Source organism: Marivirga salinae (genome assembly GCF_030503855.1).
GTDB lineage: Bacteria > Bacteroidota > Bacteroidia > Cytophagales > Cyclobacteriaceae > Marivirga > Marivirga salinarum.
Genome location: NZ_CP129971.1, coordinates 4,398,527 through 4,422,525 on the forward strand (window position 1 = coordinate 4,398,527; position 23,999 = coordinate 4,422,525).

The following is a 23,999-nucleotide window of genomic DNA, read 5'->3' on the forward strand; positions in this document are numbered from 1 at the left end:
AAATATTATTTAGCGGCAGTTTTACCTGCTTTACGTCTAACTTGTTCACCCACAAATCTAATTCCTTTTCCTTTGTACGGTTCAACAGTACGTAAGGACTTAATTTTAGCGGCTACTTGTCCAATTAATTGTTTATCAAAACTTTCTAAAGTAACGATAGGATTTTGTCCTTTAACCGTTTCTGCAGATGCTTTTACCTCATCGGGTAAACCTAACAATATACTGTGAGAATAACCTACGTTCAACTCCAATATATTACCTTGTACGGTAGCTTTATAACCTACACCTACAAGTTCTAATTGCTTTTTGTAGCCCTCAGACACTCCAGTAACCATGTTGTTCAATAAAGCTCTGTACAAACCGTGCATTGCTTTATGTCTTTTTGATTCTGTAGCTCTTTCAAGTTCAATTACTCCATCCGTATTTTTAACAGAAATAGCATTATCAACTTGCTGCGTTAAAGTACCTTTAGAACCCTTTACCGTTACTAAGTTATCCTTAGCAATTTCAAGCGTTACATCTTGAGGCAATTTTATAAGACTTTTACCTATTCGTGACATTTCTATTATTTAATATACGTAGCACAATACTTCACCACCGATTTTAAGCGTTCTTGCTTCTTTATCAGTGATAACTCCTTTAGAGGTTGACATAATTGCAACACCCAAACCATTTAAAACTCTTGGCAAATTCTCAGAATCAGAGTACTTTCTAAGCCCTGGTTTTGAAATTCTCTCCAAGTTTGAAATAGCTGGAGTTTTAGTTTCAGGATCATATTTCAAAGCAATTTTAATATTACCTTGTGCGTTATCTTCCTCAAATTTATAATTCAGGATATAACCTTTTTCATGAAGCACTTTGGTCATACTCTTTTTCAAGTTTGATGCCGGTACTTCTACGATTCGGTGTTTTGCTTTTATAGCATTACGAACCCTTGTAAGAAAATCAGCTATTGGATCAGTTACCATCTCTTAATTAATTATAATTTCTAGTTGCTCTGCCGAAACAGGCGTGCAAAGTTAAGAAATTAATTTGTTTATAAAAATAAAATATTAAAAATCACCAACTTGCTTTGGTTACTCCTGGTATTTTCCCCTGTGAAGCCATTTCACGGAAGGTAACTCTGGAGATTCCAAATTTACGCATATATCCTTTTGGACGACCAGTTAATTTACATCTGTTATGTAATCTCACTGGAGATGCATTTTTAGGTAATTTATCTAAAGCCTCATAGTCGCCATTAGCTTTTAGCTCAGCTCTTTTGTCTGCGTATTTAGCGACTAATCTTTCTCTTTTTTTCTCTCTGGCAATTACTGCTTTTCTAGCCATAATTATTTATTGTTTTTACTGGCAAATGGCATTCCGAAAGCTTTCATTAATTCGTAGCTTTCTTCATCTGTATTTGCAGTGGTTACAAAAGTAATATCCATACCGGAAATAGTTGAAACTTTATCAATACTAATTTCCGGGAAAATAATTTGTTCTTTAACACCAAGAGTATAATTTCCTCTTCCGTCAAAACCTTTATCTTTCACACCTTGAAAGTCACGTACACGAGGTAAAGAAACAGATACTAATCTATCTAAAAATTCGTACATTTTTTCTCCTCTAAGCGTAACCTTAGCTCCAATCGGCATTCCTTCTCTTAACTTAAAATTCGAAATTGAATTTTTAGCATAAGTAGGTACAGCTTTTTGACCAGTTATCATAGTCAGTTCTTCAACACCTATGTCCACTAATTTCTTATCAGCTGTAGCTGCTCCGATCCCTTTGTTAATCACTATTTTAGTGAGTTTAGGGACTTGCATTGCAGAGCTGTATTGAAACTTCTCTTTCAAAGCGGGAATTATTTCACCCAGGTATAAATCTTTTATTCTTGGATTAGCCATTGTTGATTACCTCCCCCGTTTTTTTTGAATATCTTTGCAATTTACCTTTATCATCAAGCTTGCGCCCAGTTCTAGTTGCATCTCCAGTTGCAGGATCAACCAACATCAAATTACTGATGTGAATTGGTGCTTCAACTTTATCAATACCACCTTGAGGACTATTTGCAGAAGGTTTGTTATGTTTTGTTATAACATTAGCTCCTTCTACGATAGCTCTTTCTTTCTCGCCTATCATTTCTAACACTTTACCAGTTTTGCCTTTAGCATTCCCAGCAATAACTTTCACAGTGTCACCCTTACGGATATGAAATTTCTTTTGTTTATTTTTTTTCCTTTCCATAATATTATAATACTTCAGGTGCTAAAGAAACAATTTTCATGAATTGCTTTTCACGCAATTCTCTAGCAACAGGTCCGAAAATACGAGTACCTCTTGGCTCATCATTAGGGTTCAATAATACAGCTGCATTATCTTCAAAGCGAATATAAGAACCATCTTTTCTTCTAACCTCTTTCTTAGTGCGTACAATTACAGCCCTAGAAACGGTACCTTTTTTCAAACTACTTGAAGAAAGAGCAGACTTAACAGTTACAATAATCTTATCGCCTATGGAAGCATACCTTTTCTTAGTACCGCCCAATACACGGATACACAATACCTCTTTGGCACCACTATTATCCGCTACACTTAATCTTGATTCTTGTTGTATCATGGTTATTTAGCTCTTTCTACGATTTCTACTAATCTCCATTTTTTATTCTTGCTCATAGGTCTAGTTTCTTGTATTCTGACGGTATCGCCAATCGTACAATCATTAGCCTCATCATGAGCCATGAATTTGGTATTTTTCTTTACGAATTTACCATACATAGGGTGTTTGACCTTTCTTTCTATAGAAACGGTAATGGACTTATCCATTTTGTTACTTACAACTAACCCTACTCTTTCCTTTCTAAGGTTTCTTTCCATCTTAGCAATTATTTAGCAAGTACTTTACTTCTTAGTTCAGTCTGCAAACGAGCAATATTCTTACGAGTATCTCTTATTTGCATAGGATTCTCTATTGGAGAGATTGCGTGTGCAAACTTCAACTTGTGAAGTTTTTGTCCTTCAACTTTTATATTCTCATTGAGCTCGTCAATGGATAATTTTTTAATATCAGCGTTTTTCATGATACTATATTTTCTGCGTAATCCCTTCTAACTGAAAACTTGGTTTTCACTGGTAATTTCTGAGCAGCTAGTCTTAGTGCTTCTTTGGCATCAGCCATTGATACACCACCAGCTTCAAACATGATAGTACCAGGTTTAACGGTTGCTACCCAATATTCTGGAGCACCCTTACCTTTACCCATCCTTACTTCGGCAGGTTTTTTGGTAATTGGTTTATCAGGGAATATTCTGATCCAAACTTGACCTTGACGTTTCATCGCTCTAGTCATGGCAATCCTTGCTGCCTCAATCTGTCTACTGGTAATCCAACCCGGCTCCAGTGACTTTAAAGCAAAACTTCCGAAGGCAATTCTATGACCTCGTTGAGCAATTCCTTTTACTCTACCCTTTTGCTTTTTCCTAAATTTTGTTCTTTTTGGCTGTAACATTTTCTAAAAATCTTTTACCAAGAAAGCGCTTATTTACGCTTTCTTTTAGGACGTTCACTTCTTCTATTATTAGCCGGGCCACCACCTTTATTACTAGGTGCGCCTGCCCCAACATTAAGCGACAAGTCTCTCTTGCCGAAAACCTCTCCTTTGAAAACCCATACTTTCACACCAATAGTTCCATAAATTGTATGTGCTGGGGTTGTTTCATAGTCGATATCTGCCCTCAATGTATGCAAAGGAATTCTACCTTCTTTATACATTTCGGTACGTGCCATTTCAGCCCCGCCTAAACGACCTGAAACTTTTATCTTTATACCTTGTGCTCCTACTCTCATAGCTGAAGCAATTGCTTGCTTCATTGCTCTTCTGTAAGATATTCTAGCTTTCAATTGTTGACCGATAGATTCACCAATCAATTTGGCATCTAATTCAGGACGTTTGATTTCAAAAATATTGATTTGAACATCCTTAGCTGTCAATTTTTTAAGCTCCTCTTTCAATTTATCAACTTCACTACCACCTTTACCAATTACAACTCCTGGTCTAGCAGTATGTACAGTTAAAGTGATTCTTTTTAAAGTTCTTTCGATAACAATTTTAGAGATCCCACCTTTAGGAATACGAGCTAATATATATTCTCTTATTTTTTGATCTTCTATTAGTTTATCAGAAAAAGACAAACCCTTTCCCCCGTACCAGTTGGACTCCCAACCGCGAACGATACCTAAACGAAAACCTATTGGATTAACTTTCTGTCCCATTGTTATTTATTTTCAGCGTTATCAGTTTCAGCCAATACCGCTTCACTCGCAGCACTGTCAACAATCAAAGTTACATGGTTTGATCTCTTTCTAATTCTATGAGCTCTACCCTGAGGAGCAGGTCTAAGTCTTTTCAAAACCCTACCACCGTCTACTTGAACAGATTTTACAAATAAATCAGCATCTTCAAGATCAAGTTCTGGATTGGCTTGTTGCCAGTTGGCAATTGCAGAAAGCAATAATTTTTCAACTCTAGCTGCTCCATGCTTAGATTCAAATTTTAGAATATTCAAAGCACGATTAACCTTTTCACCTCTGATAAGATCCACTACCATCCTCATTTTACGAGGAGAAGTAGGTACGTTATTTAATTTAGCTATTGCTTCCATTATCTCCTACCTTTATCTTTTTTGTTAATATGACCCCTGAAATTTCTAGTAGGAGAAAACTCACCTAGCTTATGTCCTACCATGTTTTCAGTTACATAAACAGGAATAAATTTATTCCCATTGTGAACTGCAAAAGTATGACCAACAAAATCAGGAGAAATCATAGATCTTCTTGACCAAGTTTTGATAACCGACTTCTTTCCGGAGTCATTCATATTATCAACTTTCTTTTCAAGACGAAAGTCGATATAAGGTCCTTTTTTTAACGATCTAGCCATCTATTATTTCTTTTTACCGATAATTAATTTATTGGAATATTTTTTAGGCGTTCTGGTTTTCAAACCTTTCGCCAATAAACCTTTTCTTGATCTTGGGTGACCTCCTGAAGATTTACCTTCACCACCACCCATTGGGTGATCAACTGGGTTCATAACAACCGCTCTTGTTCTAGGTCTGCGACCTAACCAACGTTTACGACCTGCTTTACCTAACTTCACAATCATGTGATCACCATTAGAAACAGTTCCTACAGTTGCCATGCATGTAGCTAATATCAACCTCATTTCACCAGAAGGCAATTTTAAGGTTGCATATTTACCGTCTCTTGCCAATAACTGTGCATATGAACCAGCACTTCTTGACATAGCACCACCTGCACCAGGCTTGATTTCAATATTATGAATGATAGTACCTAAAGGAATATCAGATAACGGTAGTGCATTTCCTACTTCAGGAGCAATGCCTTTACCTGATACAATAGTATCACCTACTTTCAATCCGTTTGGAGCTAAGATATATCTCTTTTCTCCATCAGCATAGTGCAATAAAGCAATAAATGCTGTTCTTCCCGGATCATACTCTAAGGTAGCTACTTTAGCAGGAATGTTTAACTTATTCCTTTTAAAATCAACAATTCTTAAACTTTGTTTATGACCACCACCTAAGTAGCGCATTGTCATACGTCCTGAATTGTTTCTTCCACCTGATTTTTTACTTGGAGCAAGTAATGACTTCTCAGGAGCCACTTTACTTAACTCGGTATAAACCGGTGCTAACCTATATCTTTGTCCAGCTGTAACTGGTCTTAATTTTTTAACTGCCATTTTTCAGATCATTAAATTTCGCTGTAGAAATCGATTACCTCTCCTTCTGCTACAGTTACAATTGCTTTTTTGAAACTAGGCTTTCTACCAGTAAGAATCCTAGACTTAGTGTAACGAGATTTTTGTTTACCTAAATACTTCATAGTATTTATGCTCTCTACATTTACACCGTAAGTTTTTTCAACCTCAGCTTTAATTTGGATTTTGTTTGCATTGATATTGACAACAAATCCATATTTACCATTTTCGTTGAGGGCTGAGACTTTTTCCGTAACAAGTGGTTTTATTAAAACGCTCATATCTTTTACTTAAATAAGTTTTCAATTTTCTCTAAAGAACCTTCAACAAAAAGTAACTGATCAGCATGAAGTACATCATATGTATTTAATGAATCGACTGTAGTTACTCGCGTATTTTTAATATTTCTACCAGATAAAACGATATTCTTATCTACTTCTGGAAGAACTAAAAGTGTCTTTTTAGCATCTAAAGACAACTTGTTCAACATATCTGTATAGTTCTTAGTTTTCACTTCATTAAAAGTAAAGCCCTCTAATACAGATATCATCTGATCCTTTGCTTTGTAAGTTAAAGCTGATTTTCTAGCAACCGCTTTTAACTTTTTATTTAATTTAAAGCTGTAGTCTTTTGGTCTTGGACCAAAAACTCTACCACCACCTTTAAAGATTGGTGATTTAATACTACCAGCACGAGCAGTACCCGTACCTTTTTGCTTTTTAATCTTTCTAGTTGAACCAGAAATTTCAGCTCTCTCTTTAGATTTATGCGTTCCTTGTCTCGCATTAGCCATTTTCTGTTTCACATCTAAATAAATAGCGTGATCATTTGGCTCTATATCAAAGATGGCATCCGATAAAGAAATTTTTCTTCCGGTGTCTTCGCCTGTATGTTTTATAATTGAAAGCTCCATCTTTATTTCTCTATTATTACAAATGAATTTTTAGCACCCGGTACTGACCCACTTACTAAAAGTAAGTTTTTTTCAGGAATCAATTTCAAGACTCTTAAGTTAGTATTCTTAACTCTATCGCCTCCCATTCTTCCAGCCATACGCATACCAGGGAATACTCTTGCCGGATATGAAGCACCACCAATTGAACCCGGTGCTCTTTGTCTATTATGCTGACCATGAGTTGCTTGACCAACTCCACCGAAACCATGACGTTTTACAACACCTTGGAATCCTTTTCCTTTTGAAGTACCTGCAATATCAACAAAATCACCTTCTTCAAAAACATCGCTGATGGTCACTGTTTGACCTAAGTTGTAGTTATCCACGAAAGTATCATAACCTTCATATTCACGAAACTCAACTAGTTTTTTCTTAGGAGTTGTTTGAGCATTTTTAAAGTGCCCTTGCATTGCTTTTGGTGTATTCTTCTCCTTGCGCTCATCGTAGCCCAATTGAATAGCAGAATAACCATCGGTTTCCTCTTTTTTTACTTGTGTAACCACACAAGGACCAGCTTCTATCACCGTGCATGCGACATTTCGTCCATCGACACCGTAGATACTAGTCATTCCGATTTTCTTTCCTATTATTCCAGACATTATTAATTTGATTAACAACCTTTTAGCGGGTTTTACCGTAGCTTTTCCCGAAAGGACTGCAAAGTTAGTAAAATATTATAAGCTACAAAACTTACAACATTAAAAAATGTAAAATTATAAAAAAGAAAAACCAATGATACCCTGACCATTGGTTTTTCTTTTTTTAAATAATAATCTATTACACCTTAATCTCAACATCAACTCCACTAGGAAGCTCAAGTTTCATTAAAGCATCAACTGTTTTTGCGCTATTTGAATAAATGTCAACTAATCTTTTGAAAGTACATAGCTGATACTGCTCACGTGATTTCTTGTTCACGTGAGGAGAACGCAAAACTGTAAATATTTCTTTCTCAGTAGGCAAAGGAATTGGACCACTCACTACTGCACCTGTTGTCTTTACAGCTCTCACAATTTTCTCAGAAGACTTGTCTACTAAATTGTGATCGTATGATTTTAACTTTATTCTAATTTTTTGATTCATGATTCCTAATTATTTAACAGTCTCCCCTTTAGATTTTGCAATTACTTCTTCCGCAATATTACGAGGAACTGGGTCATAGTGTGAAAAAGTTAAGGATGCAGTTGCTCTACCAGAACTAATTGTTCTTAGATCAGTAACATATCCAAATAATTCAGACAATGGAACGTCAGCTCTAATTACTTGAGCTGCACCTTTAGGATCCATCCCTTTCATTAATCCTCTTCTCTTATTTAAATCACCTGTAACTGGACCAGTATATTCTTCTGGAGTAAGTACTTCCACTTTCATTACAGGCTCTAACAATTGAGGGCCCGCTTTTTTAGCAGCTTCTTTAAAACCGATTCTGGCAGCTAATTCAAAAGATAAAGCATCTGAATCGACATCGTGAAAACTACCATGATATAACTCAACTTTCATCGCTTCAATTGGATACCCAGCTAAAGGTCCATTAGACATAGCCTCAGTGAATCCTTTTTGTATTGCAGGGATAAATTCTTTTGGAATTACACCACCCGTAATTTTATTATCAAACTGTAAACCAGGTTGGATTTCTCCTTTTTCATCTGGCTCAGCCGGAGATAACTTAAATACGATATCTGCGAATTTACCTTTACCACCAGATTGCTTTTTATAAACCTCTTTGTGATCAACTAAATTAGAGATAGCTTCTTTGTAAGCAACTTGAGGAGCTCCTTGATTGATATCAACCTTGAATTCTCTTTTCAAACGATCCATGATGATATCCAAGTGTAACTCTCCCATTCCTCTTAGGATAGTTTGACCAGTTTCTTCATCTGTGTTCACAAGAAGAGTAGGATCTTCTTCTACTAATTTGGCAATTGCCATACCCATTTTATCAACATCTGCCTGAGTTTTAGGCTCAATAGCATAGCCAATAACAGGCTCAGGGAATGTCATTGATTCAAGAACGATTTTATGTTTCTCGTTACAAAGCGTATCTCCTGTTTTTATATCTTTAAATCCTACAACCGCAGCAATATCACCAGCATGAAGAGTATCAATTTGGTTTTGCTTATTAGCATGCATTTGGAAGATTCTAGAAATTCTTTCTTTTTTGTTAGTTCTTGTATTAAATACATAAGAACCAGAATCTAAGGTACCTGAATAAGACCTAACAAAGCATAAACGCCCTACGAATGGATCAGTAGCAATTTTAAATGCTAATGCTGCAAACGGATCATCTGACGTTGGCTTTCTAGAGGTTGGCTCGTCAGTATCAGGGTTAGTTCCAATAATTTTGTCTCTATCTAAAGGAGAAGGTAAAAGCTCCATCACATAGTTCAATAAAGTTTGAACACCTTTGTTTTTAAAGGCAGAACCACACAACATAGGAACGAATGCCAAATCTAAGGTAGCCGCTCTTAATGCCGCAATCACTTCATCCTTACTTATTGACTCAGGATCTTCAAAGTATTTCTCCATTAAAGATTCATCATACTCAGCAACTGACTCTAATAAGTGTTCACGATATTCACTCACATCGTCTTTCATGTCAGCAGGTATTTCTACCTCTTCCCAAGTCATACCTTGATCTTCTTCGTTCCAGACAAAGGCTTTCATTTCTACTAAATCAACTACCCCTTTGAAATTACCTTCGGCACCGATAGGCAATTGCAATGGCACTGATTTAGTACCTAACATTTCTTTAACCTGTTTACATACGTTTAAGAAATCGGCCCCATCTCGGTCCATTTTGTTAACGAAACCAAGTCTGGAAACATTATAATTATCAGCTAGTCTCCAGTTAGTTTCTGATTGAGGTTCAACACCATCAACAGCACTAAACAAGAACACTAAACCATCTAATACTCTTAAAGATCTATTTACTTCAACAGTAAAATCAACGTGACCTGGAGTATCAATTATATTAATATGATATTCTTCATCTTTGTAAGGCCAGAAAACAGTTGTTGCAGCAGAAGTAATAGTAATACCTCTTTCTTGCTCCTGTTCCATCCAGTCCATAGTGGCTGCACCATCATGAACCTCACCTAGCTTGTGACTTACACCAGTGTAGTATAAAATCCTTTCAGTAGTAGTAGTTTTTCCGGCATCGATATGTGCTGCGATACCTATATTACGTGTTAGTCTGAGATCTCTTGCCATTATATTAGCTTTTAAAATCTAAAATGAGAAAATGCTTTATTTGCTTCGGCCATACGGTGCGTATCATCTTTCTTTTTGATAGCAGCTCCTTCACCTTTAGAAGCAGCGACAATTTCGCCAGCTAAACGCTCCATCATGGTTTTTTCACCTCTTTTTCTTGAAAAAGTAATCATCCACTTAATTCCAAGAGAAACTTTTCTTTCAGGGCGAACTTCAAGAGGCACTTGGAATGTTGCTCCACCTACTCTTCTACTTTTCACCTCAACTGCAGGAGAAATGTTAGCTAAAGCTTTTTTCCAAACTTCTAAACCGTTCTCTTTTGTTTTTTCTTCCACCAGACTTAGGGCATCGTAAAAAATACCGTAAGCAACACTTTTCTTACCATCAACCATCAGATAGTTAACAAATTTTGTAACCAAAGTATCTCCAAATTTAGGATCTGGAAGGATATATCGTTTTTTAGGTTTTGCTTTCCTCATCGTTTTTTATTTCTTAGGTCTTTTTGCTCCATATTTTGATCTTCTTTGGGTACGACCGTTTACACCGGCAGTATCCAACGCACCCCTAATAATGTGATATCTCACACCGGGTAAATCTTTTACTCTACCACCTCTGATTAACACTATAGAGTGTTCTTGAAGGTTGTGACCTTCACCAGGGATATAAGCGTTTACTTCTTTTTGATTGGTCAACCTAACCCTAGCCACTTTTCTCATTGCTGAGTTTGGCTTTTTTGGAGTGGTGGTATAAACACGAGTACATACACCCCTTCTTTGTGGGCAAGAATCCAAAGCAGGAGATTTTGACTTTGAAGTCAATTTCTTTCTACCCTTTTTAACTAATTGTTGTATAGTAGGCATTTATTATAACTTTATCTTCTATTACTACTTGAGATTTTTAGGACTGCAAAGGTAAAAAATCAGATGCATTATCCAAACACATCTGATTAATTATTTTCACAAAGTCCTAATTTATAAGGAATAAGCTTAAGCTTCTCCAACATTTGACCCGAAATTCATTGGGAATTTCGGTGATTCTTCTGACTGCTTTATTGGACCAAAGTTTTTTTCATACTTATTAATATTGTCCTTTAAAGCATTTAGAAGCCTTTTAGCGTGCTCCGGAGTTACTACAACTCTAGATTTTACCTTTGCTTTTGGCACACCTGGCATTAACCGGATGAAGTCAATCACAAATTCGCTGTTTGAGTGCGCAACCATCGCCAAATTTGCATAAACTCCTTCCGCTACATCATCAGGAAGCTCAATGTTAATTTGGTTTTGTTGTTTCTTATTACCTTTATTTTCCTCCATTATTATTGGATTTATATTTAAAAGAAAGACTGAATTAAGCTTCAGTCTTTTCTTCTTTTACTTTACTTTCTTTCATGCTATCAAGCTCATCCTTAGAGCCTACAATCATTTCACTCCAATCTTTCAGACCAGTACCTGCAGGGATTAAATGTCCTACAATCACATTCTCTTTAAGACCATTTAAATGATCTGCTTTACCTCTGATAGAAGCTTCACTTAGAACTTTTGTAGTTTCCTGGAATGAAGCAGCTGAAATAAAGCTTTCAGTACCTAAAGAAGATTGTGTAATACCTTGTAATGTTGGTTTTGAAACTGCTGGTTCAGCGTCCCTAGTTTTCACCAATTTCAAATCTTTTCTTTTCAGCGTAGAGATTTCATCTCTTAATTTTCTAGCTGAAATGATTTGACCCGGCTTCAAGTTAGGTGAATCACCTGCATCAGTTACCACTTTCATATCCAACACTCTGTCGTTTTCTTCTCTGAAAACAAATCTATCCACAACTTGATTAGGTAAGAATGTAGTATCTCCAGATTCTAAGACCTGAACTTTCTGCATCATTTGTCTTACGATAACTTCGATGTGCTTATCATTGATCTTCACACCTTGTAATCGGTAAACTTCCTGAATTTCATTTACAATGTATTCTTGAACTGCAGTTGGTCCTTTAATTGACAAAATATCAGAAGGTGTAGTAGCACCATCAGATAGTGCATAACCTGCTTTCACAAAGTCATTATCCTGAACCAAGATATGTTTAGATAGGGATACCAAGTATCTCTTCTTAACACCATCTTTAGATTCAATAAATATTTCTCTGTTACCTCTTTTAATTCCTCCGAAAGTTACAACACCATCAATCTCAGATACTACTGCAGGGTTTGAAGGATTTCTTGCTTCAAACAACTCTGTTACTCGAGGTAGACCCCCTGTAATATCTTTAGATTTACTTGTTGACCTTGGAATCTTAGCCAAAATCTGACCTGGTTTAATGGTAACTCCTTCGTCAACAGAGCATGTGAGCTCCAACCGGAATATTATAAGTTTTAGGATCCTGACCTTTTGTATTTACAATAACAGCAGGGTTCTTAGTTTTATCTTTTGTATCGATAATAACTTTCTCTCTGTGTCCTGTTTGCTCATCAGATTCCTCTTTGTAGGTAATTCCTTCTTCAATACTTTCGAATTCAGTTACACCTTCAAATTCAGAAAGAATTACAGCATTATATGGATCCCAGAAACATAATTCCTGATCTTTTTCAACTTTTTCTCCTTCTTTAACCTTAAGTGTTGCACTGTAAGGAACATGATTACTCATCAATACTTTTTTGCTCTTAGGATCGATGATTTTGATTTCACCAGATCTTCCCATCACAACAGTTCTTGATTCGCCTTCATCATCCGTAGATTGAATAGCTCTTAAGTCTTCGAATTCTACAATACCACCAGTCTTCGCTTTTATAGTAGCTTCAACAGCAATGTTAGAAGCAGTACCCCCAACGTGGAAGGTTCTCAATGTTAACTGAGTACCTGGCTCACCGATTGATTGTGCTGCAATTACACCAACTGAATCACCTTTTTGAGCAATCTTAGATGTTGCTAAGTTTCTACCATAACACTTGCTACAAACTCCTTGACGAGTTTCACAAGTTAATACAGATCTTATTTCAACTTCTTCAATTAAAGCTTCATCAATTTTATCACAAATATCATCAGTGATAGTTTCACCTGATTCAACTATCAATTCCTCAGTTTGTGGATGGTAAACGTCATGAACACTCACTCTACCAAGAATACGCTCATATAGTGACTCAACAACTTCATCATTATCTTTTAATGCAGAAACATTCAATCCTCTTAAAGATCCACAATCCACATCATTCACAACAACATCCTGAGCAACATCAACAAGTCTTCTTGTTAAATAACCAGCATCAGCAGTTTTCAATGCAGTATCGGCAAGACCTTTTCTAGCACCGTGAGTAGAGATAAAGTACTCAATAACATCCAATCCTTCACGGAAGTTAGATAAAATTGGGTTTTCAATAATACCTCCTACTGAACCTGCTAGGTTTTTCTGTGGCTTAGCCATCAAACCTCTCATACCACCCAACTGACGAATCTGCTCTCTTGAACCACGGGCTCCAGAGTGCATCATCATATAGATAGAGTTAAATCCTTGATTATCCTCTTCTAATTGTTGCATCAAGGTATTAGTCAATTGAGAGTTGATTCTAGTCCAAATATCAATTACCTGATTATAACGCTCATTATCTGTGATAAGACCCATTAGGTAATTGTTCCAAACTACATCAACTTCTTCCTTGGCTTGCTCCACTAAAGTATCTTTAACTTCAGGAACCATAATATCACCAAGTCCCATAGAAAGACCGCCCTTATAGGCACTCATGAATCCTAATTCTTTGATATTATCTAAGAAATTAGCCGTTTTAGCAGAACCCGCAATTTTATAAACGTGTGCAATTATACCTTGCAAGTTTTTCTTAGTCAATAATTGATCAATATAACCTACCTCTTCAGGTACGCTTTCATTGAAAATTACACGACCAGCAACTGTTTCTATTAACTTAGTTTCTAGCTCACCATCAGCATTTCGAACTTTAGTTCTCAATTTGATATTTGCATGCTTAGAAACTTTTTTCTCATTGATAGCAATAATTACTTCTTCAGAACTGTAAAAGCTTTTACCTTCTCCTAATACTGGCTCTTCTTTAGTAGATTTTCTACCTTTAGAAACATAATACAGACCCAAAACCATATCCTGAGAAGGAACAGTAATAGGTGCCCCGTTAGCCGGGTTTAATATATTATGAGAAGAAAGCATTAAAGTTGAAGCTTCCAAAATTGCTTCATGTCCTAAAGGAACGTGAACCGCCATTTGGTCACCATCAAAATCGGCATTAAATGCAGTACATGCTAATGGGTGTAACTGAATTGCTTTACCTTCAATCAATTTAGGTTGGAATGCTTGGATACCTAACCTGTGAAGTGTTGGAGCCCTGTTTAATAATACAGGATGTCCTTTCATCACGTTCTCCAAAATATCCCAAACCACAGGGTCTTTTCTGTCAACAATCTTCTTAGCAGATTTAACAGTTTTAACAATTCCCCTTTCGATTAATTTTCTAATAATAAAAGGCTTGAAAAGCTCAGCTGCCATATTCTTAGGCAAACCACATTCGTGCATTTTCAATTCAGGTCCAACAACAATTACTGAACGACCAGAATAATCCACCCTTTTACCTAATAAGTTTTGACGGAATCTACCTTGCTTTCCTTTCAACATATCTGAAAGTGATTTCAAGGCTCTGTTACCATCAGATCTTACAGCATTTACTTTTCTAGAGTTATCAAACAATGAATCTACAGCTTCCTGCAACATCCTTTTTTCATTTCTAAGGATAACTTCAGGAGCTTTGATATCGATCAACCTTTTCAAACGGTTGTTTCTGATAATAACTCTTCTGTATAAATCATTTAAATCAGAAGTAGCAAATCTACCACCATCAAGAGGCACTAAAGGTCTCAATTCAGGCGGAATAACAGGTACCATTCTGATAATCATCCATTCCGGACGGTTTTCAATTCTTGTTCTAGCATCACGGAAAGCTTCCACTACTCTCAATCTTTTTAAAGCTTCTGCTTTTCTTTGCTGAGAAGTATCTGTAGCTGCTTGATGTCTTAATTCGTAAGAAAGCTCATCCAACTGGATTCTACCTAATAGCATATCCAAAGACTCCGCTCCCATTTTAGCTATAAACTTGTTTGGATCATCATCGTCTAACTTCTGATTTTCTGCAGGAAGCTTATCTAAGATATCTAAATATTCATCTTCCGTTAAGAAATCCATATAGGCAATTCCATCTTCTTCCTTAACACCCGGCTGGATTACTACATATCTTTCGTAGTAAATAATCTGATCAAGCTTCTTGGTTGGTAAGCCTAAAAGATATCCGATTTTGTTCGGTAAAGATTTGAAATACCAAATATGAGCAACAGGCACTACCAATTCGATATGGCCCATTCTCTCTCTACGAACTTTTTTCTCAGTTACTTCAACACCACATCTATCGCAAATGATGCCTTTGTATCTGATTCTTTTATATTTTCCACAATGACATTCCCAATCTTTAACAGGACCAAATATTCTTTCACAGAATAGACCACCCATTTCGGGCTTATAAGTTCGGTAGTTAATGGTTTCAGGCTGAGTGACTTCACCATGAGAACTTTCCAGAATAGATTCTGGAGAAGCCAAACTAATGGTGATTTTGGAAAAGTCAGTGTTGATTTTTTTATTTTTTTTGAACGCCATAATAAATGTATCTAAATGGGGCCGGTTAAGGCCCCGATAAAACAATTGAAATTAGTCTAAAGTGATTTCCAATGCCAAACCTCTTAACTCATGAACCAATACGTTGAATGATTCAGGAATATTTGGTTTACCCATATTTTCACCTTTTACTATCGCTTCATAGGCTTTAGCTCTACCAATTACATCATCTGATTTAATTGTAAGAATCTCTTGAAGAACATGAGAAGCACCAAATGCCTCTAATGCCCAAACCTCCATCTCACCAAAACGCTGACCACCAAATTGAGCTTTACCACCCAATGGTTGTTGTGTAATTAATGAGTATGGTCCAATAGAACGAGCATGCATCTTGTCATCAATTAAGTGACCTAATTTCAGCATGTAAATCACCCCAACAGTAACTTTCTGATCGAATATATCACCAGTTAAACCATCATAAAGATGAGTTCTACCAAATTCTGGTAAACCTGCCTCGGCTAGTTCAGCTGAAACTTCGTCTGAAGTTGCACCATCAAAAATTGGAGTCGCATACTTACGACCTAATTTTAATCCAGCCCAACCTAATACAGTTTCATAAATCTGACCAATGTTCATCCTTGAAGGTACACCTAATGGATTCAATACGATATCAACTGGTGTTCCGTCTTCCAAGAAAGGCATATCTTCATCACGAACAATTTTGGCTACAACACCTTTATTTCCGTGACGACCCGCCATTTTATCTCCTACTTTCAATTTACGTTTCTTAGCAACATAAACTTTAGCAAGTTGAACGATACCTGCTGGCAATTCATCCCCCACTTCAATAGTGAATCTTTCTCTCTTGAATTTACCTGCGATTTCGTTTCTTCTCTTGTTATAATTTCTAACTAAATCAACGATAAGCTTATTCGTGTTATCATCATTAGTCCAGTTATCCAAGATCAAATCAGAAATCAAGTTAACTTCTTCAGGAACATTGTAGTTACTCTCATCTCTGTAGATATTTTTTTCAGGGAATAAGTTCTTTTCAATGTTATTCTGAGTGAATTTAACACCTTTACTCATGATCTCGTCACCAAACTTATGCTTGATTCCTTGACAAGTTTTACCTTCAAGTAAAGTCGCTAATTTTTCGATCTTAAGATTTCTCAATTTCAATAATTGACGGCTATATTCTTTAGCCAAAACAACTACTTCTTTTTTAGCGTCAGCTCTTCCATCCTTATCCTTTTTGTGTCTAGCAAAAAGTTTAGTATCAATAACAACACCTCTTAACGATGGAGAAGCTTTCATAGAAGCATCTTTAACATCACCAGCTTTATCACCGAAGATGGCTCTTAAGAGCTTCTCTTCAGGAGTTGGATCAGTTTCACCTTTAGGGGTGATTTTACCTATAAGAATATCCCCTTCTTTGATTTCAGTACCAGTTCTGATGATACCGTTTTCGTCAAGGTTTTTAACTGCTTCTTCACTAACATTAGGGATTTCAGAAGTTAATTCTTCTTCTCCACGTTTAGTGTCTCTTACTTCTAGTTCAAATTCTTCAATATGAATAGAAGTAAATATATCATCTCGAACAACTCTTTCAGAAATTACAATGGCATCCTCAAAGTTGTAACCTTGCCATGGCATAAATGCCACTTTCATGTTACGACCGATAGCTAATTCACCTTTTTCAGTTGCATAACCATCGCAAAGAATTTGACCTTTTTTTACTTTATCATTCTTATAAACAAGTGGTCTAAGATTGATAGTTGTATTTTGGTTAGTTCTTCTGAATTTGATTAAATCATAAACTCTTTCATCATCTTCGAAAGAAACTAATTCCTCTTCATCATTCATGTCGTATTTCACGACAATTTTAGTAGCATCTACAAAAACAACAACTCCGTCTTTTTCTGCTACAATCATTGATCTAGAATCTCTAGCAACTCTTCCTTCAAGACCAGTACCTACGATTGGTGCTTCTGGTCTTAATAATGGAACTGCTTGACGCTGCATGTTTGATCCCATCAAAGCTCTGTTTGCATCATCATGTTCCAAGAAAGGAATCATAGAAGCTGCAACCGATACAATTTGGTTAGGCGCAATATCCATGTATGAAAGCTCTTTTGGCTCTAATACTGGGAAGTCACCTTCAAATCTTGCTTTAACTCTATCGTTTAGATACTTACCTGAATCGTCAATTGGTGCATTTGCTTGAGCAATGTTGTGATCATCTTCCTCTTCAGCAGTAAGGTATAATACATTACCACTCATATCCACTTTACCACCTTCAACTTTTCTGTACGGAGTTTCAATGAAACCCATACCGTTTACTTTGGCATGAACACATAGTGAAGAAATCAAACCAATGTTTGGACCTTCAGGAGTTTCAATGGTACATAATCTACCATAGTGAGTATAATGAACATCACGAACCTCAAAACCAGCACGCTCTCTAGAAAGACCACCAGGTCCTAAGGCTGACATTCTTCTTTTATGAGTTACTTCAGATAATGGATTCGTTTGATCCATAAACTGAGAAAGCTGATTGGTTCCAAAGAATGAATTGATTACAGAAGACAATGTTCTAGCGTTGATCAAATCAACTGGTTTAAAGTCTTCGTTATCTCTAACATTCATTCTTTCACGGATTGTTCTAGCCATTCTAGCTAAACCAACACCAAACTGAGCATATAACTGCTCCCCTACTGTTCTAACTCTTCTGTTACTTAAGTGGTCAATATCATCAACTATAGCTTTAGAGTTGATCAAGCCAATTAGATATTTAACGATGTGGATGATATCCACTTTAGTTAATACCTTAGTTTCAGCATCAATATCTAAACCTAATTTTTTGTTGATTCTGTATCTACCAACTTCACCTAAGTCATATCTTTTCTCTGAGAAGAAAAGATTTTGAATAATTTCTCTAGCTGTTGCTTCATCAGGAGCCTCAGTATTACGTAGTTGACGATAAATTTGCTCTACCGCTTCTTTTTCTGAGTTAGAGTTATCCTTTTGAAGTGTATTATAAACGATGCTATAATCAGTGATATTTACATCAGTACGGTGAAGAATGATCGATTTAACACCAGCATCTATAATTAAGTCTATGTCTTCTTCTTCTATTACAGAATCTCTTTCTAAAAGAACTTCATTTCTGTCGATAGATACAACTTCACCTGTATCTTCATCCACGAAATCTTCTGTCCAAGTTTTAAGAACTCTAGCCGCTAGTTTTCTTCCGATAACTTTCTTAAGTGCTGCTTTAGTTCCATCTACTTCTTCAGACAAATTGAAAAGATCTAAAATATCTTTATCAGAACCATACCCGATGGCACGTAACAAAGTAGTTACAGGGAATTTTTTCTTTCTGTCGATGTAGGCATACATGACATTATTCACATCGGTAGCAAATTCTATCCAAGAACCTTTAAAAGGAATAATTCTGGCTGAATATAATTTAGTTCCGTTTGTGTGCTTACTTTGAGCAAAGAAAACACCAGGAGATCTGTGTAATTGAGATACAATTACACGCTCAGCTCCATTAATAATAAATGAGCCTTTTTCGGTCATGTAAGGGATGTTCCCTAAAAAAACCTCTTGCTCAATGGTTTCAAAGTCTTCGTTGTCCTCATCATTGCAAATCAAACGTAGTTTTGCTTTTAAAGGAACAGAATAAGTTAACCCTCTATCAATACATCCATCGATATCATACTTTGGTGGATCTACAAGATAATCAACGAATTCCAGTACGAAATTCTCTCTGGAATCGGAGATAGGAAAGTTTTCTTGAAATACTTTAAAAATTCCTTCTTCAGCTCGTTTTTCAGCGGGAGTTTCCAATTGGAAAAAATCCTGGAAAGATTGGAGTTGAACATCAAGGAAATCAGGGTAATCAATAACTGTTTTAATAGACGAGAAATTGATTCTTTCAGATTGATTTATATTAGCCAAGGCTCTGAATATTTAAAGTTTTTGTAATTCTTAAAAGTGCATTTTAGCACTATCCTGCTTCTTAAATTAGTACAAACAGGAAAAGACCTGACCACGAAAACGAAATATCGTTCTCGGGGACCAGGCCTAATTTCTTGGGCAGAAATCAGTTAACCCTTTCAGGATCAACTTATTACTTTAATTCAACTTCTGCTCCAGCTTCTTCAAGTTGCTTTTTAAGCGCCTCTGCTTCGTCTTTAGCTACTCCTTCTTTTACTGCTTTAGGAGCACCATCAACTAATTCTTTTGCTTCTTTCAAGCCTAAACCTGTTAATTCTTTAACAGCTTTTACAACTTGTAATTTAGCAGCACCTGCAGAAGTTAATACAACATCAAAAGATGTTTTTTCTTCAGCAGCTTCTCCGCCACCACCACCAGCTGCCATTACAGGCGCAGCTGCTGCAGCAGGTTCGATACCGTGTGTTTCTTTTAGGTAATCAGCAAGTTCATTAACTTCTTTTACTGTTAATTCTACTAATTGATCTCCAATTGCTTTGATATCAGCCATGATTGTATTATTTAAATTTTAATGATTTTGTTCTAGTAATTTGTTAATTATTGTGCTCTTTCTTCAAGTGCTTTTACTAATCCTGACACCGTATGTCCTCCGCTCTGTAGAGCAGAAATAACATTCTTAGCAGGTGATTGCAATAGACCAACAATATCGCCAAGCATATCTTTCTTAGATTTAAGCTCGCTTAATGGCGTTAAGTGTTCTGCACCTACATAAATATCAGTATCTATAGCAGCAGCTTTGAATAAAGGCTTTTCTATACTATTCTTCTTATGAAATTCTTTAATAGCCTTAGCAGGTGCGTTACCCACTTCAGGAGAAAATAGAATTCCTGAGAAACCTTTTAATGCTCCAAATATTTCAGAATAATCTACTTCTTGCTTTTCCAATGCTTTCTGAATTAAAGAGTTCTTCACTACTTTATATTCTAAGCCCTTTTCATAACACAATTGACGAAAAGTATTGGTCTGCGAAACAGTCATTCCTGAACCATCAGCCAGATAAAAATGCGGGTATTCCGCGAATTTCTCTGTAAGTTCCTCTATAAGTTGTCCTTTTTCTTTTTTATTCATATTAAATTCCAGCTATAGAGTTTTTATCAATTGAGATTCCCTTGCTCATCGTAGATGACATGGTCATACTCATGAAATAAGTACCTTTAGAAGAAGCTGGTTTCAGCTTCGCTAAAGTTTGAATTAATTCATTAGCATTCTCAGTAATTTTCTCTTTCGAGAAGGAAGCTTTACCAATACTAGCGTGAATAATCCCGAACTTGTCCACTTTAAAATCAATTTTACCTGATTTTACTTCTTGGACAGCTTTTCCAACATCAAGCGTAACAGTTCCTGATTTTGGATTCGGCATAAGGCCTCTTGGCCCTAGCACTTTACCTAACCGCCCTACTTTTGCCATAACAGTAGGCATGGTTACGATAACATCAATATCTGTCCAACCACCTTCGATTTTTTTGATAAAATCATCTAATCCAACGTAGTCAGCTCCAGCATCTTTAGCTTCCTGCTCTTTGTCAGGAGTAACTAAAGCTAAAACTTTAATATCTTTACCAGTACCATGTGGAAGTGCAACAACACCCCTTACCATTTGATCAGCTTTTCGAGGGTCAACTCCTAATCTTATGTCTAGGTCAACTGAAGCATCAAACTTGGTAGTTGTAATTTCTTTCACTAGAGAAGAAGCCTCAGCTAAAGCATAAGCTTTAGTCGGATCTATTTTCTCAGCTGCAATTTTTTGATTTTTAGTAAGCTTTGCCATTTTACCTATTTTTTAAGATTTCCAAGGAGCAGTTCCTGTAACTTTAATACCCATACTTCTTGCAGTACCTGCAACTTGACGCATGGCTGATTCAATTTTAAATGCATTTAAATCAGTCATCTTGGTTTCAGCGATTTCTTTCACTTGATCCCAAGTTACAGTACCAACCTTAATACGGTTTGGCTCAGCAGAACCTTTTTTCTTTTTAGAAGCATCTAATAAAAGTACCGGAGCTGGAGGAGTTTTAATTACAAAATCAAAAGACTTGTCTTTATAAATTGTAATTACTACTGGCAATACTTGCCCAGCTTTCTCTTGAGTTCTTCCATTAAATTGCTTACAGAACTCCATTATGTTCAGTCCTTTACTACCTAATGCAGGACCAACGGGAGGTGACGGGTTTGCTGCCCCTCCTTTAATCTGTAATTTCAGATATCCACTTATTTCCTTAGCCATCTTGCTATTCTGTTTTTTCTACTTGCATGTAATTCAATTCAACCGGAGTATTTCGTCCAAAGATTTTAACCATAACATTTAGTTTCTTTCTTTCTTCAAAAACCTCCTCTACGGATCCGGTGAAACCACTGAATGGTCCATCCATCACTTTCACTGATTCTCCTATTATATAAGGAGTGCTCAGTTTTTCATCCATCTCTTCAGTTTCATCAACCTTTCCGAGTATACGATTCACTTCATTTTGTCTTAAAGGAACCGGTTCTTTTTCATCACCTTGCCCACCAAGGAAACCAATTACTCCTGGAATACTAGTGATCACGTGATGCGCTTCTCCGTGAGAAATATCAGCTGATACAAAAACATACCCTGGAAAGAAATTCTTTTCCCTGACACGCTTTTTACCATTCCTCATTTCATATACCTTTTCTGTAGGAATGAGAATTTGAGGAATAAATTCTTCTATTTTTTGTCGAGCAATCTCGTTTTCAAGATAAGTTCTAATCTTCTTCTCTTGACCACTAATTACTCTTAAAACGTACCATTTATATTCTGACATTATCTCAATATATCTTAAATGCTAAAATGCATTATAAAACCACTCCATCGCATTATCAAATGCCAAATCAATAACACCAATCAAAAGGGCAAAAATCAAAGCACCAACCAACACCAAAATAGAACTATTTTGAAGTTTACTATAAGGTGGCCATGTTACTTTATATCGCATTTCTGACCACGAATCTTTTATGAATAAGCTTAATTTTTGCATCTTATTATATGTTAAAATTGCACGGGTGGAGGGACTCGAACCCCCAGCCAATGGTTTTGGAGACCACTACTCTACCAATTGAGCTACACCCGTATTTACCAATGCAACTCAAAATGGTCTGCAAAGGTAGATAAAAGTTTTATAAGAAACAAATGCGCTCCCAATATTTCGAGAGCGCATTGTTTAATTTATTACTATATCTTAAGTATTAGTCTAAGATTTCTGTTACCTGACCAGCACCTACTGTTCTACCACCTTCACGAATAGCGAAACGTAAACCTTTTTCACAAGCAACCTTATTGATCAATTTAACTTCGATCGTAACGTTATCACCAGGCATAACCATTTCTACGTTCTCAGGAAGTGTGATTTCACCAGTTACATCAGTAGTTCTCAAATAGAACTGTGGACGGTATCTGTTAAAGAATGGAGTGTGACGTCCACCTTCATCTTTAGAAAGAACGTAAACCTCAGCTTTGAAATGAGCATGTGGAGTTACAGAACCTGGCTTACAGATAATCATACCTCTTTTGATTTGAGCTTTTTCAATACCTCTTAACAAAAGACCAACGTTATCACCAGCTTCACCCCTATCTAATATTTTACGGAACATTTCAACACCAGTCACAGTAGACTTTAAGTTTTCAGCTCCCATACCGATTAAATCAACAGCATCTCCAGTGTTAGTCACACCTCTTTCGATTCTTCCTGTTGCAACAGTACCACGACCAGTAATAGAGAATACATCCTCAACTGGCATCAAGAAATCTTTGTCAGTTAAACGCTCTGGTAATGGAATATAATCATCAACAGCTTGCATTAACTCATCAATTTTAGCAACCCACTCAGCTTCACCGTTAAGTGCACCAAGAGCAGATCCTGAAATTACAGGAAGATCATCACCTGGGAAGTCATAGAAAGAAAGTAATTCTCTTACTTCCATCTCAACTAACTCTAATAACTCTTCATCGTCAACCAAATCTACTTTGTTTAAGAAAGCAACAACAGCAGGAACACCTACCTGACGAGCTAAAAGGATGTGCTCACGAGTTTGAGGCATTGGTCCATCAGTAGCGGCAACCACTAAGATAGCACCATCCATTTGTGCAGCACCAGTAACCATGTTTTTCACATAATCCGCGTGACCTGGACAGTCAACGTGTGCGTAGTGACGGTTAGCAGTAGCATACTCAACGTGAGAAGAGTTAATTGTAATACCCCTTTCTTTTTCTTCAGGAGCGTTATCAATTGATGAGAAGTCTCTCATCTCTGCAAATCCTTTATCAGACAATACTTTACAGATTGCAGCAGTTAATGTAGTTTTACCATGATCCACGTGACCGATAGTTCCGATATTCACGTGTGGTTTCGAACGGTCAAAGGTTTCTTTAGCCATATTTGAAAAATCCTCAGTTTAGTTAAAATTTATAATATATTTATTCAATAACA

At 36.4% G+C, this 23,999-nt stretch carries 29 protein-coding genes, 1 tRNA gene and 1 pseudogene; all 31 read right to left on the bottom strand.

What is annotated here, in order from left to right:
* Positions 1–5: 5 nt before the first annotated feature.
* Positions 6–560, bottom strand: coding sequence for a 50S ribosomal protein L6 (gene rplF, locus QYS49_RS18535; RefSeq protein WP_308349476.1), 555 nt, complete (start codon positions 558–560; stop codon positions 6–8).
* A gap of 9 nt (positions 561–569) precedes the next feature.
* A complete protein-coding gene (rpsH, locus tag QYS49_RS18540; protein WP_308349477.1) occupies positions 570–968 on the bottom strand; it encodes a 30S ribosomal protein S8 in 399 nt (132 codons plus the stop codon).
* A 91-nt stretch (positions 969–1,059) separates the two neighbouring features.
* Positions 1,060–1,329 (bottom strand): 30S ribosomal protein S14, encoded by a 270-nt coding sequence (gene rpsN, locus QYS49_RS18545; protein WP_085518298.1) that lies wholly within the window; start codon positions 1,327–1,329, stop codon positions 1,060–1,062.
* A 2-nt stretch (positions 1,330–1,331) separates the two neighbouring features.
* Positions 1,332–1,889: a 50S ribosomal protein L5 gene (gene rplE, locus QYS49_RS18550; RefSeq protein WP_308349478.1), complete on the bottom strand. Its 558-nt coding sequence runs from the start codon at positions 1,887–1,889 to the stop codon at positions 1,332–1,334.
* Complete coding sequence (rplX, locus tag QYS49_RS18555) at positions 1,882–2,229, bottom strand: 50S ribosomal protein L24 (RefSeq protein WP_308349479.1); 348 nt, start codon at positions 2,227–2,229, stop codon at positions 1,882–1,884. The genes rplE and rplX overlap by 8 nt, the downstream gene beginning before the upstream one ends.
* A 4-nt stretch (positions 2,230–2,233) precedes the next feature.
* Entirely contained in the window at positions 2,234–2,602 is a 369-nt protein-coding gene (gene rplN, locus QYS49_RS18560) for a 50S ribosomal protein L14 (protein WP_308349480.1), read from the bottom strand.
* Between the two features lie 2 nt (positions 2,603–2,604).
* Entirely contained in the window at positions 2,605–2,859 is a 255-nt protein-coding gene (gene rpsQ / locus QYS49_RS18565; RefSeq protein WP_308349482.1) for a 30S ribosomal protein S17, read from the bottom strand.
* 8 nt (positions 2,860–2,867) lie between these two features.
* Positions 2,868–3,062, bottom strand: coding sequence for a 50S ribosomal protein L29 (rpmC, locus tag QYS49_RS18570; protein ID WP_013455159.1), 195 nt, complete (start codon positions 3,060–3,062; stop codon positions 2,868–2,870).
* Positions 3,059–3,490, bottom strand: a complete 432-nt coding sequence (rplP, locus tag QYS49_RS18575) for a 50S ribosomal protein L16 (protein WP_308349483.1) — start codon at positions 3,488–3,490, stop codon at positions 3,059–3,061. The genes rpmC and rplP overlap by 4 nt, the downstream gene beginning before the upstream one ends.
* Positions 3,491–3,519: 29 nt before the next feature.
* Complete coding sequence (rpsC, locus tag QYS49_RS18580) at positions 3,520–4,254, bottom strand: 30S ribosomal protein S3 (RefSeq protein WP_308349484.1); 735 nt, start codon at positions 4,252–4,254, stop codon at positions 3,520–3,522.
* A gap of 2 nt (positions 4,255–4,256) precedes the next feature.
* The gene (gene rplV, locus QYS49_RS18585; RefSeq protein WP_308349485.1) at positions 4,257–4,643 is read right to left on the bottom strand and encodes a 50S ribosomal protein L22; all 387 of its coding nucleotides are present in this window, start codon (positions 4,641–4,643) and stop codon (positions 4,257–4,259) included.
* A complete protein-coding gene (rpsS, locus tag QYS49_RS18590) occupies positions 4,643–4,921 on the bottom strand; it encodes a 30S ribosomal protein S19 (protein ID WP_085518305.1) in 279 nt (92 codons plus the stop codon). Before rpsS ends, rplV begins: the two co-directional genes overlap by 1 nt.
* 3 nt (positions 4,922–4,924) lie before the next feature.
* Positions 4,925–5,746, bottom strand: a complete 822-nt coding sequence (rplB, locus tag QYS49_RS18595) for a 50S ribosomal protein L2 (protein WP_308349487.1) — start codon at positions 5,744–5,746, stop codon at positions 4,925–4,927.
* 11 nt (positions 5,747–5,757) lie between these two features.
* Positions 5,758–6,045, bottom strand: a complete 288-nt coding sequence (gene rplW / locus QYS49_RS18600) for a 50S ribosomal protein L23 (RefSeq protein ID WP_308349488.1) — start codon at positions 6,043–6,045, stop codon at positions 5,758–5,760.
* Between the two features lie 5 nt (positions 6,046–6,050).
* Complete coding sequence (rplD, locus tag QYS49_RS18605; RefSeq protein WP_308349489.1) at positions 6,051–6,677, bottom strand: 50S ribosomal protein L4; 627 nt, start codon at positions 6,675–6,677, stop codon at positions 6,051–6,053.
* A 2-nt stretch (positions 6,678–6,679) separates the two neighbouring features.
* Positions 6,680–7,318 (bottom strand): 50S ribosomal protein L3, encoded by a 639-nt coding sequence (gene rplC, locus QYS49_RS18610; protein ID WP_308349490.1) that lies wholly within the window; start codon positions 7,316–7,318, stop codon positions 6,680–6,682.
* A gap of 178 nt (positions 7,319–7,496) precedes the next feature.
* Positions 7,497–7,802 carry a 30S ribosomal protein S10 gene (gene rpsJ / locus QYS49_RS18615; protein WP_013455150.1) on the bottom strand — a complete coding sequence of 102 codons (306 nt, stop codon included), beginning with the start codon at positions 7,800–7,802 and terminating at the stop codon, positions 7,497–7,499.
* 9 nt (positions 7,803–7,811) lie between these two features.
* Positions 7,812–9,929, bottom strand: coding sequence for an elongation factor G (gene fusA, locus QYS49_RS18620; RefSeq protein ID WP_308349492.1), 2,118 nt, complete (start codon positions 9,927–9,929; stop codon positions 7,812–7,814).
* Between the two features lie 11 nt (positions 9,930–9,940).
* A complete protein-coding gene (gene rpsG, locus QYS49_RS18625; RefSeq protein WP_308349493.1) occupies positions 9,941–10,408 on the bottom strand; it encodes a 30S ribosomal protein S7 in 468 nt (155 codons plus the stop codon).
* Between the two features lie 6 nt (positions 10,409–10,414).
* Positions 10,415–10,789 carry a 30S ribosomal protein S12 gene (gene rpsL / locus QYS49_RS18630; protein WP_013455147.1) on the bottom strand — a complete coding sequence of 125 codons (375 nt, stop codon included), beginning with the start codon at positions 10,787–10,789 and terminating at the stop codon, positions 10,415–10,417.
* A gap of 126 nt (positions 10,790–10,915) precedes the next feature.
* A complete protein-coding gene (locus QYS49_RS18635) occupies positions 10,916–11,242 on the bottom strand; it encodes a DUF3467 domain-containing protein (protein ID WP_308349494.1) in 327 nt (108 codons plus the stop codon).
* A gap of 34 nt (positions 11,243–11,276) precedes the next feature.
* A pseudogene (rpoC, locus tag QYS49_RS18640) lies at positions 11,277–15,576 on the bottom strand (DNA-directed RNA polymerase subunit beta').
* Between the two features lie 51 nt (positions 15,577–15,627).
* Positions 15,628–19,500 (bottom strand): DNA-directed RNA polymerase subunit beta, encoded by a 3,873-nt coding sequence (gene rpoB, locus QYS49_RS18645; protein WP_308349495.1) that lies wholly within the window; start codon positions 19,498–19,500, stop codon positions 15,628–15,630.
* Between the two features lie 172 nt (positions 19,501–19,672).
* A complete protein-coding gene (rplL, locus tag QYS49_RS18650; RefSeq protein ID WP_308349496.1) occupies positions 19,673–20,047 on the bottom strand; it encodes a 50S ribosomal protein L7/L12 in 375 nt (124 codons plus the stop codon).
* A gap of 47 nt (positions 20,048–20,094) precedes the next feature.
* Positions 20,095–20,625 carry a 50S ribosomal protein L10 gene (gene rplJ, locus QYS49_RS18655; protein WP_308349497.1) on the bottom strand — a complete coding sequence of 177 codons (531 nt, stop codon included), beginning with the start codon at positions 20,623–20,625 and terminating at the stop codon, positions 20,095–20,097.
* A 1-nt stretch (position 20,626) separates the two neighbouring features.
* Positions 20,627–21,325, bottom strand: a complete 699-nt coding sequence (gene rplA / locus QYS49_RS18660) for a 50S ribosomal protein L1 (protein ID WP_308349498.1) — start codon at positions 21,323–21,325, stop codon at positions 20,627–20,629.
* Between the two features lie 12 nt (positions 21,326–21,337).
* Positions 21,338–21,781 (bottom strand): 50S ribosomal protein L11, encoded by a 444-nt coding sequence (rplK, locus tag QYS49_RS18665; RefSeq protein ID WP_296618355.1) that lies wholly within the window; start codon positions 21,779–21,781, stop codon positions 21,338–21,340.
* Between the two features lie 4 nt (positions 21,782–21,785).
* Positions 21,786–22,337, bottom strand: a complete 552-nt coding sequence (gene nusG / locus QYS49_RS18670) for a transcription termination/antitermination protein NusG (protein ID WP_308349500.1) — start codon at positions 22,335–22,337, stop codon at positions 21,786–21,788.
* A gap of 21 nt (positions 22,338–22,358) precedes the next feature.
* A complete protein-coding gene (secE, locus tag QYS49_RS18675) occupies positions 22,359–22,550 on the bottom strand; it encodes a preprotein translocase subunit SecE (protein WP_308349501.1) in 192 nt (63 codons plus the stop codon).
* A gap of 20 nt (positions 22,551–22,570) precedes the next feature.
* Positions 22,571–22,643 (bottom strand) — tRNA-Trp (locus tag QYS49_RS18680).
* A gap of 115 nt (positions 22,644–22,758) precedes the next feature.
* Positions 22,759–23,946: an elongation factor Tu gene (gene tuf / locus QYS49_RS18685; RefSeq protein ID WP_308349502.1), complete on the bottom strand. Its 1,188-nt coding sequence runs from the start codon at positions 23,944–23,946 to the stop codon at positions 22,759–22,761.
* Positions 23,947–23,999 lie beyond the last annotated feature (53 nt).

Excerpts from the sequence above, each read along its gene's own strand:
- rplF (WP_308349476.1), bottom strand. The coding sequence starts at position 560 with ATGTCACGAATAGGTAAAAGTCTTATAAAATTGCCTCAAGATGTAACG.
- rpsH (WP_308349477.1), bottom strand. The coding sequence starts at position 968 with ATGGTAACTGATCCAATAGCTGATTTTCTTACAAGGGTTCGTAATGCT.
- rpsN (WP_085518298.1), bottom strand. The coding sequence starts at position 1,329 with ATGGCTAGAAAAGCAGTAATTGCCAGAGAGAAAAAAAGAGAAAGATTA.
- rplE (WP_308349478.1), bottom strand. The coding sequence starts at position 1,889 with ATGGCTAATCCAAGAATAAAAGATTTATACCTGGGTGAAATAATTCCC.
- rplX (WP_308349479.1), bottom strand. The coding sequence starts at position 2,229 with ATGGAAAGGAAAAAAAATAAACAAAAGAAATTTCATATCCGTAAGGGT.
- rplN (WP_308349480.1), bottom strand. The coding sequence starts at position 2,602 with ATGATACAACAAGAATCAAGATTAAGTGTAGCGGATAATAGTGGTGCC.
- rpsQ (WP_308349482.1), bottom strand. The coding sequence starts at position 2,859 with ATGGAAAGAAACCTTAGAAAGGAAAGAGTAGGGTTAGTTGTAAGTAAC.
- rpmC (WP_013455159.1), bottom strand. The coding sequence starts at position 3,062 with ATGAAAAACGCTGATATTAAAAAATTATCCATTGACGAGCTCAATGAG.
- rplP (WP_308349483.1), bottom strand. The coding sequence starts at position 3,490 with ATGTTACAGCCAAAAAGAACAAAATTTAGGAAAAAGCAAAAGGGTAGA.
- rpsC (WP_308349484.1), bottom strand. The coding sequence starts at position 4,254 with ATGGGACAGAAAGTTAATCCAATAGGTTTTCGTTTAGGTATCGTTCGC.
- rplV (WP_308349485.1), bottom strand. The coding sequence starts at position 4,643 with ATGGAAGCAATAGCTAAATTAAATAACGTACCTACTTCTCCTCGTAAA.
- rpsS (WP_085518305.1), bottom strand. The coding sequence starts at position 4,921 with ATGGCTAGATCGTTAAAAAAAGGACCTTATATCGACTTTCGTCTTGAA.
- rplB (WP_308349487.1), bottom strand. The coding sequence starts at position 5,746 with ATGGCAGTTAAAAAATTAAGACCAGTTACAGCTGGACAAAGATATAGG.
- rplW (WP_308349488.1), bottom strand. The coding sequence starts at position 6,045 with ATGAGCGTTTTAATAAAACCACTTGTTACGGAAAAAGTCTCAGCCCTC.
- rplD (WP_308349489.1), bottom strand. The coding sequence starts at position 6,677 with ATGGAGCTTTCAATTATAAAACATACAGGCGAAGACACCGGAAGAAAA.
- rplC (WP_308349490.1), bottom strand. The coding sequence starts at position 7,318 with ATGTCTGGAATAATAGGAAAGAAAATCGGAATGACTAGTATCTACGGT.
- rpsJ (WP_013455150.1), bottom strand. The coding sequence starts at position 7,802 with ATGAATCAAAAAATTAGAATAAAGTTAAAATCATACGATCACAATTTA.
- fusA (WP_308349492.1), bottom strand. The coding sequence starts at position 9,929 with ATGGCAAGAGATCTCAGACTAACACGTAATATAGGTATCGCAGCACAT.
- rpsG (WP_308349493.1), bottom strand. The coding sequence starts at position 10,408 with ATGAGGAAAGCAAAACCTAAAAAACGATATATCCTTCCAGATCCTAAA.
- rpsL (WP_013455147.1), bottom strand. The coding sequence starts at position 10,789 with ATGCCTACTATACAACAATTAGTTAAAAAGGGTAGAAAGAAATTGACT.
- QYS49_RS18635 (WP_308349494.1), bottom strand. The coding sequence starts at position 11,242 with ATGGAGGAAAATAAAGGTAATAAGAAACAACAAAACCAAATTAACATT.
- rplL (WP_308349496.1), bottom strand. The coding sequence starts at position 20,047 with ATGGCTGATATCAAAGCAATTGGAGATCAATTAGTAGAATTAACAGTA.
- rplJ (WP_308349497.1), bottom strand. The coding sequence starts at position 20,625 with ATGAATAAAAAAGAAAAAGGACAACTTATAGAGGAACTTACAGAGAAA.
- rplA (WP_308349498.1), bottom strand. The coding sequence starts at position 21,325 with ATGGCAAAGCTTACTAAAAATCAAAAAATTGCAGCTGAGAAAATAGAT.
- rplK (WP_296618355.1), bottom strand. The coding sequence starts at position 21,781 with ATGGCTAAGGAAATAAGTGGATATCTGAAATTACAGATTAAAGGAGGG.
- nusG (WP_308349500.1), bottom strand. The coding sequence starts at position 22,337 with ATGTCAGAATATAAATGGTACGTTTTAAGAGTAATTAGTGGTCAAGAG.
- secE (WP_308349501.1), bottom strand. The coding sequence starts at position 22,550 with ATGCAAAAATTAAGCTTATTCATAAAAGATTCGTGGTCAGAAATGCGA.
- tuf (WP_308349502.1), bottom strand. The coding sequence starts at position 23,946 with ATGGCTAAAGAAACCTTTGACCGTTCGAAACCACACGTGAATATCGGA.